The sequence below is a fragment of the Dactylosporangium sucinum genome (assembly GCF_014647515.1).
Classification (GTDB): domain Bacteria; phylum Actinomycetota; class Actinomycetes; order Mycobacteriales; family Micromonosporaceae; genus Dactylosporangium; species Dactylosporangium sucinum.
This window is the reverse complement of sequence record NZ_BMPI01000122.1, coordinates 7897-14908: the sequence shown is the minus strand read 5'-3', so window position 1 is coordinate 14908 and position 7012 is coordinate 7897. Positions and strand designations below refer to the sequence as shown.

Annotated in this window: 3 protein-coding genes and 1 pseudogene; 2 read left to right on the top strand and 2 right to left on the bottom strand. The window is 67.9% G+C overall.

The window, feature by feature from the left end; all coding sequences use genetic code 11:
* Positions 1 to 347: 347 nt before the first annotated feature.
* On the bottom strand, positions 348 to 1073 hold the full coding sequence (locus tag IEZ31_RS54045) for a hypothetical protein (RefSeq protein ID WP_190257982.1): 726 nt from the start codon (positions 1071 to 1073) through the stop codon (positions 348 to 350).
* Positions 1074 to 1347: 274 nt separating this feature from the next.
* On the opposite strand from IEZ31_RS54045, the gene IEZ31_RS54040 reads away from it, so the two are divergent.
* Positions 1348 to 2190 (top strand): hypothetical protein, encoded by an 843-nt coding sequence (locus IEZ31_RS54040; protein WP_190257981.1) that lies wholly within the window; start codon positions 1348 to 1350, stop codon positions 2188 to 2190.
* Positions 2191 to 3064: 874 nt separating this feature from the next.
* Here IEZ31_RS54040 and IEZ31_RS54030 read toward each other — a convergent pair.
* Positions 3065 to 5308, bottom strand: coding sequence for a hypothetical protein (locus tag IEZ31_RS54030; protein ID WP_190257980.1), 2244 nt, complete (start codon positions 5306 to 5308; stop codon positions 3065 to 3067).
* Positions 5309 to 5605: 297 nt separating this feature from the next.
* On the opposite strand from IEZ31_RS54030, the pseudogene IEZ31_RS54025 reads away from it, so the two are divergent.
* A pseudogene (locus tag IEZ31_RS54025) lies at positions 5606 to 6770 on the top strand (IS701 family transposase).
* Positions 6771 to 7012 lie beyond the last annotated feature (242 nt).

Here is a 7012-nt window from a genome sequence, read left to right as displayed (position 1 = left end):
CAGTCCCGTGTTCAAGGGCACTTGGACACGGGACACTTGAATGGCGCACATATACCACAAATTGGTGTCGAAGGGGGGACTTGAACCCCGATTCGTAGCATCCCTGCATGAAACAGGTATGCATGCGTTCGATCCTATCGTGAACCCGCGTCTCCTCAACGTGTTGAGCAGTCATTGTCCCAGCACCGTAAACCTCGTGTAGGGCCTCTTGGGCGAGCTCGTCGTCGACGACTTCGCCGTCCTCGTCTCGGAGCAAGGAGATGCCCACTTCGTGTTGCCGCGGTGGGGCCTCGGCGAGTAGTTGCGTTGGTAGGTGCTCGGCGATGCAGCGCCACTGGTGACTCGCCTCAGCGCCACCAGCGGCTCACGTCGAGGATGGCCTTGACAGTCTCGTGCACGCCGTCGGCCCCGGCGGCGTCACGGATCCACCAGGCCGACGCCGCGACCAGGGTGAACAGATCCGCGCGCACCGTCGCCGCCGGCCACGCCGTCAGCACCGGCAGACCGGGCACGGCGTCTCGACCGCCCACCTCCCCGGCCCGGCGTAGCACCGCCGCCACCGCCAGGCGCCGCTTGGCCACGTCGGAGATCGTCCGGAGACGCTCGAGCGCCTCCGGCAGCTCGTTCCCGTGCAACCGAGCGATGAGGGCCTCCGGATCACCGTCGGTGTACTGGGCCACACAGAGGTCGAGGGCGGCGGCGACGGCACGCCGCCGGACCTCCTCGGGCGCGAACCCGAGCATGTCGAGCAGTGCGGGGCCGAAGACATACCACGACGGCAGCGGCCCCTCGGCCCGGGCGAGAACGCCGTCGAGGATGCGGACCCGCTCCCGTTCGTCGCCGATGCGGTGGGCGGCCGCCACGAGGGTCCGCGTGCGTTCCAGCTCATCCGGGCCCAGGTCCCGCGGCGCCGCCTCGAGGTCGGCGACCAACTTCTGGATGGTCTCCTCCAGCAGGCGCGGTACCAGCGGGGTGACCAGCCGGCAGCGGTTCATGAGGTATCGGCGCTGCGCGGCGGCGGCCAGGACGACATCGACGGCCCCATCGGGGAGGTGCGTCAGGAAGTCGTTCACCGGCGAGCACCTCGACGAGACGCTCGCCCGGTGCCCAGCCGGCCATGGCGATCAAGGGATCGCTGCGGTACCGGGACGGTATCTCGGCCAGGACGGCGGCGACTTTGTCGAATGCGTCGACCAGCAGATAGGGCATGATCTCGGCGACGTCCTGACCCCGGAGGAACTCGTTGCCCTCCTGCCGCAGCTGCGTCAGCGCGGGATACGGCGGGCAGAACGGGACTACTACGTCGACGGCATCGCTGCCTGGCGACCGGACGGCGGTGCGGCGCTGGTGCTGAGCCACCTCGAAGACTTCAAGGTCCCGGTCGACGCCAAGCACCTTGTGCTGCCTTTGCGTTACGCCCTACTGGATCTGGACACCGCCGACTCGGTACCGCTGGCGGACATCTTCGAGGCTGGCGACGTGAGCCTGGCGTGGGCGGCGGCGTTCGCACCGGACGGGCGGAACCTGGTGCTCACAGTGCCCGGTTCGACCAACGGCACCGTGCTGCGCGCATACGACGCCGGCGGCACGCCGCTGTGGGACAGGGACCTCGGGGCCGAGCGGCATCTCGCCGGCTCGGGCGCCTACACCCCGGACGGCAGGGCCATCGCCATCATCACCCTCGACGGCTGCACCGACGTCTGCGACCGCGACCAGCTCGCGGCCCGCCGCTGGACGGTGTCCTACGTGGACGCCGCCACCGGCGCCGACGTCGCCGGCCCGCCGCTGCCGGCCGCGCCCGGGATGGCGATGCGAGCGCTGGGCTGGCACGGCACCGACCTCGTCGTCGTGCAGTCCCGGCCCGAGGACGGCCTGGCGAAGGACGATGAGTACTTCACGGAGACCGGCTGGTACGAGACCGGCGACGTGCGCGTCCTCGCCCTGCGCAGCGACGACACCGTCAGCGTCCTGCTCGACCCGCCGAACGACGTCACCTCGATCGACATTCCGCAGGATCTCATCCGCGACGGCACCTTCGCCGGCCCGACCTCGTCGCCCTCGCTGCTGCCCGTCCGCTGGGGCGTCCTGATGCAGGTGAGCCTCTGCACCGCGGTGCCGCTGTTGCTGATCGCGGCCGGCGCCGTTGTCGTCGTGCGCAGGGTCCTGTGGCGCCGACGGGTTAGCGGCTGACCAGGCCGTCCACCGCGATCGACAGCAGCCGCGGGATGAGGTGAGGCGTGCCGCCGGTCTATTCTCTGGCCTGGCTACCCCGGCGGCCAGCGCCAGCAGCCCGTTCGGGGTCACGTCCGGGCGCACCCAGCCCTCCGTCTGGGCCCGGGCCCAGACGGACGGCCGCCGGCCGATCGCATCGCGGCGCAGGACGCGTGCAGCTGGGAGCCGTCGTCCTGCAGACCGGCCTGCTCACGGTGGAGTCGTGGGGTCGGATTCCGCTGCGTCATGAGCCGGTCCGACCCGATCGAGGACGCCCCAGCGCGCTGAGGGAGCACATCGACGACGACCACATCCTCGTGCGGCTCGAACCGGCACCGAGTCGGCGGCACGTGGGGACTCACCACTGTCCAGGCGATCCTGGGCAACGCGAAGTACAAGGGCCGGCAGGTGTGGAACCGCCAGCCTGCTCACCACGCCCCATCGCACTTGCCCGGCCCGTCGAGGATTCAGCGATGGACGGGCGCTGATGAATGGGTGATCTCCACAGCAGGCCGACCAACTGGTAGCGATGCACCAGACCGCCGTGAGTAGAGGCAGCGGCAAGTCGCTGGTGCGATGGTGCGGGCGGGTGCTGGACCCATGCTGGTCGCACGGTCGGGCTGCAGATCGCTGCCGACACGGTTACACCAGTGCACGACCACAGCGCGAGCGGCCGCGAAATCTTTACGTGAGAGAAGACCGGATGCTGGTGATCGTCCGCGATCTACTAGCCACCGTTGACACCGGACCCACAATTGCCGAGCCCGTCGAGCATCTCCGCCGCGAGCGGGATTATCGTGACTGCCCTGCGCATCGCGCGGACTGCCTTCCCCATCATCACCGCCGCCCCCCCTCAGCCCTGGAGGTTTGTGACCAGCCGGTCCGTTCCAGCGTCCGGGACGCCCAGGGTGGCGACGGGGGTGTCAAGGAGTCGGCGGACACCGTCGAGCCTCGTGGCCAAACCTGGTGCCCGTTCGGCGAGCACGGTTAGGTCGGTGCGCCTGTGCAACAGATGCACCCAGATCACCGACCGACCCTGTTCGAGGGTCTCGATCGCGTGTGCGGAACCGCCGATGTCCACGGCGCAGGCGGCGGCGTCGTTGGCCAGCCCACCCAACAGACGGAGATGCCGTTCGATTGAGTCGCGGTTGAGCCCGTGCCAGACCAGCACCGGCAACAGGCGGATCGCCGCTAGGTAGCCGGCCGCCGCGGATGGCATGTCATGCTGCTGCGCCGCCAGTTGACCCCAGGCTTCGCCGGCGGCCACGCGGTACCGCACCGCTCCGGTCGGTGCGACGGCCGCGGCACGCCAGCAGCTGACGGCCTCGTCGAAGTCGGTCTTGTTCCCGCCGTGTTCGAACCGGAAACGCAGTGCCTGGGCCAGGTTCGCGCCGAAGCGGGCAACGTTCGGATGATCGTCGGGGAGTGCCTGGAGGGCGGCCCGGACTGCCGCTATCGCCTCGTCCAGATCGTGCACGTCGTGCGTCCGGAAGAACGTGCTGAGCAGAACACCGCCGAGGTTCGACAGATGGGCAGCGTAGTTCGGGTGTGCCGGCGCGGTGTCGGCCACAACGGACCGCGAGATCTCTAGAGCCTCGTCCAAATCGGGACCAGCGGCTCGTCGCGTGAATCGCAGATGCAGCACCCCTGCCAGGTTCGTTAGGTAGTCGGTGCGATCCACATGATCGGGCGCCATCGCCGCGACGGCGCGTCGACCGAATTCGACTGCCTCATCGAGATCCGCCACGTCCTGCATGTATTCGAACCGCGTCTGCAGGGAGGCCGCGAGATTAGAGAGAAATAGGCTTGTGTACGTGTGCCCGCGAGGCAGCATCGCAATGGTCCCGCGGTAGATGCTCATTGATTCCTCAAGATCGGCAAAGTGCCCGACGTGCTGGAACCGGACTCGCAGCGACCCGGCGAGGTTCAGAAGGCGGTAGGCGATCTTCGGCTCACTCGGCTGCGTCGTGGCGACCGAAGCACGACCAACCTCTACCGCCTCTTCCAAGTTCGCACGATCTCCCGTGCGCTCGAACAGTAGTCGCAGGGCAAGCCCGAGATTTGCGAGGTCGCCGGCGCTCGCACGGTGAACGGCTGCAGCCGCGGCAATGGCGGCGCGCGTCGTGCGAACGCACTCGTCAAGGTCGGCGTCCCTCCCGGTCAACTCGAACCGGTTGCGCAACGAAAGCCCCAAGGCCGACAACGCCGTCGAACGGCGCGGGTCATCCGGGCCGGCACTGTCGGCGGCGCTGCGGCCAAGACTCACTGACTCGTCGATGTGTTCGAACGCTCCTGTTCGCTCGAACTCCATGAGGAGGACCGAAGCAAGCGTTGTCAGACACAGTAAGCGGTCGGGGTCGGAGGTTGCAGTTTCTGTGAGCGACAAGCGGCCGTAGGCAATGGCTTCCGCCAGGTCTGCGGCGTGCTCGCCGTTCTCGTATCGAACTGCCAGGGCAGCGGCGAGGTTGGCGATGAACCCGCTCCTACCTCGCCGATGCGCGGCGGAACCAGCAACGGCGGCCCGGCCGGCTTGCACCGCCTCGTCTAGGTCCTGGCGCCGCCCGGCACGCTCGAAACGGGTGCGCAGGACAACGCTCAGGTTCGAGAGGGTCGGCGGCAGAAGATGATGCTCCGACGGTGTCGCCGCGGCGGTCCGGGCGAACATTTCAACGGCCGAATCAAGCAGGTCGGCATGTCCCGATCGCTGGAATGCCTCGAACAGGCGCACTGCCTCGGCCCCGTACCGGTCCGGAAGTTCCTCGGCGGGCCATCCCCGCTCGCCGATCAGCATCGGGACGTCGTCGGGCACGAGGCGTTGATCCACGTTTCGGATGGCGGCAAACAGTCGCCGTGCGTTCTGCAGATCATGCCCATGCTTCGCTGCCGGTAGCGCCCGGTAGCGAAAAAGGTGAAACCAGGCGAGCATCAGCACGACATGAAGGTCGGTGCCGGACTCGCCGCTGTCTGCGACGGTAGTGGACCCTTCCCAGAGGCGGCGTGCCTCGACGAGGGCCACCGGGTCGAGCACTGCAGCCCAATCGCCTTGGCCAAAACGGCGCAACCGCGCGTCAAAGGTCGACAACAGCCGAGCGTCCACGTAGGTCTCCCTTCTCGGCTGTACATTTCAGCGCCTCCACGGTACGCGGAGCGCGGCGACGAATGGACCGGTAGCTATGGGTGTCCCGGATTTCGTGGCCGGGTCCGGGGATGGCCCGGTCAGCCTCGCTTGATCCAACCCTGAGATGCAGCCGCCGCCTAATACTCCAGCCGCACTTCCGCCCTTGACATCTTGCCTGGTCAGTAACGGTTTTGGTGTTCGGTTGGGCCGGGTCGGGATTGTTGATCGTCCTATGTAGACTGTCGGCTCGTGTCGGTTGATGCGGTGCCGGGCTGGATGTCGGCGTTCGATGCTCTCATGGCGGTTCTGGCGCCCCGGTTCGGTCGGGGTGGAGCCGCGTCGGCAGGCCCGTAACTACCTGCTCGGGTTGTTGTCGCCGCTGGCGGACAAGAACGGCTGGACCCTGGCCGAGGCGGCGGGTGACCGGTCCCCGGACAAGATGCAGCGGCTGCTCAACGCCGCCCGGTGGGACGCTGACGCCGTCCGCGACGATCTGCGCGACTACGCAGCGGCACAGGTCGGCGATCCCGCCGGGGTGCTGATTGTGGATGAGACCGGCTTCGTCAAGAAGGGCGCGAAGTCCGCCGGGGTCCAGCGGCAATACTCCGGCACTGCAGGCCGGGTCGAGAACTGCCAACTCGGTGTGTTCCTGACCTATGCCAGCCCACGCGGGCGGGTGCTGCTGGACCGCGAGTTGTACCTGCCTCGCACCTGGTGCGACGACCAGGCCCGCCGCCGCGAGGCCAGTATCGGCGATGAGGTCCGCTTCGCGACCAAGCCGGCGCTTGGGCTGAGGATGCTCGCCCGCGCGCTGGATGCCGGCCTGCCCGCGAAGTGGGTCACCGCCGATCAGGCCTACGGCAAAGACGGCAAGTTCCGGCTGTGGCTGCAGCAACGCCACGTCGGCTACGTCCTGGCCGTACCAAGCAACCAGAAGATCCCGACCGAACACGGCAGCGCCCGCGCTGACGCCCTCGCTGCCGCGGCACCCGCGCTGGCCTGGAAACGGCGCAGCTGCGGCGACGGCGTGAAAGGCCCACGCGTCTACGACTGGGCGGTCGCCACCCTGCCCGACACCGGCACCGCCGATCACGGCCACACCCGCTGGCTGCTCATCCGCCGCAGCGTCACCAAACCCACCGAACTGGCCTACTACCTGTGCTACGGACCAGCCGACACCACCGACGAGGACCTCATCCGCGTCGCCGGCACCCGCTGGGCGATCGAAGAGTGCTTCCAGACATCGAAGAACGAGGTCGGCCTCGACCATTACCAGGTCCGCCGATACGACGCCTGGTACCGCCACATAACACTCGTTATGGTGGCCCACGCCTTCCTCGCCACCACCGCGTCGCAGGCCGAAAAGGGGGCTACGAACCAGAACGAGACGGCCTCATCCGCCTCACCCTCGGCGAGGTCCGACGTCTCCTGGCACACCTGATCACCATCATCCGACCCCTTGATCATATCGATCGATGGTCACGATGGCGCCGACGCCACCAGTACCGCGCCAAAACCAGCCACTACCAGCGAAGACTCGGCCTACTGGAAGTGCGGCTGGAGTACTAGGTCTGCTCGCCGTAGAGAGTGACGTCCGAGATGGAAGTGAGGAAGTCCAACTAAAACACGCCCGGGCCGCAGCGGTTGTGTCCCGACCGTGGTGCGCGACCTGCCGGTGCTGCG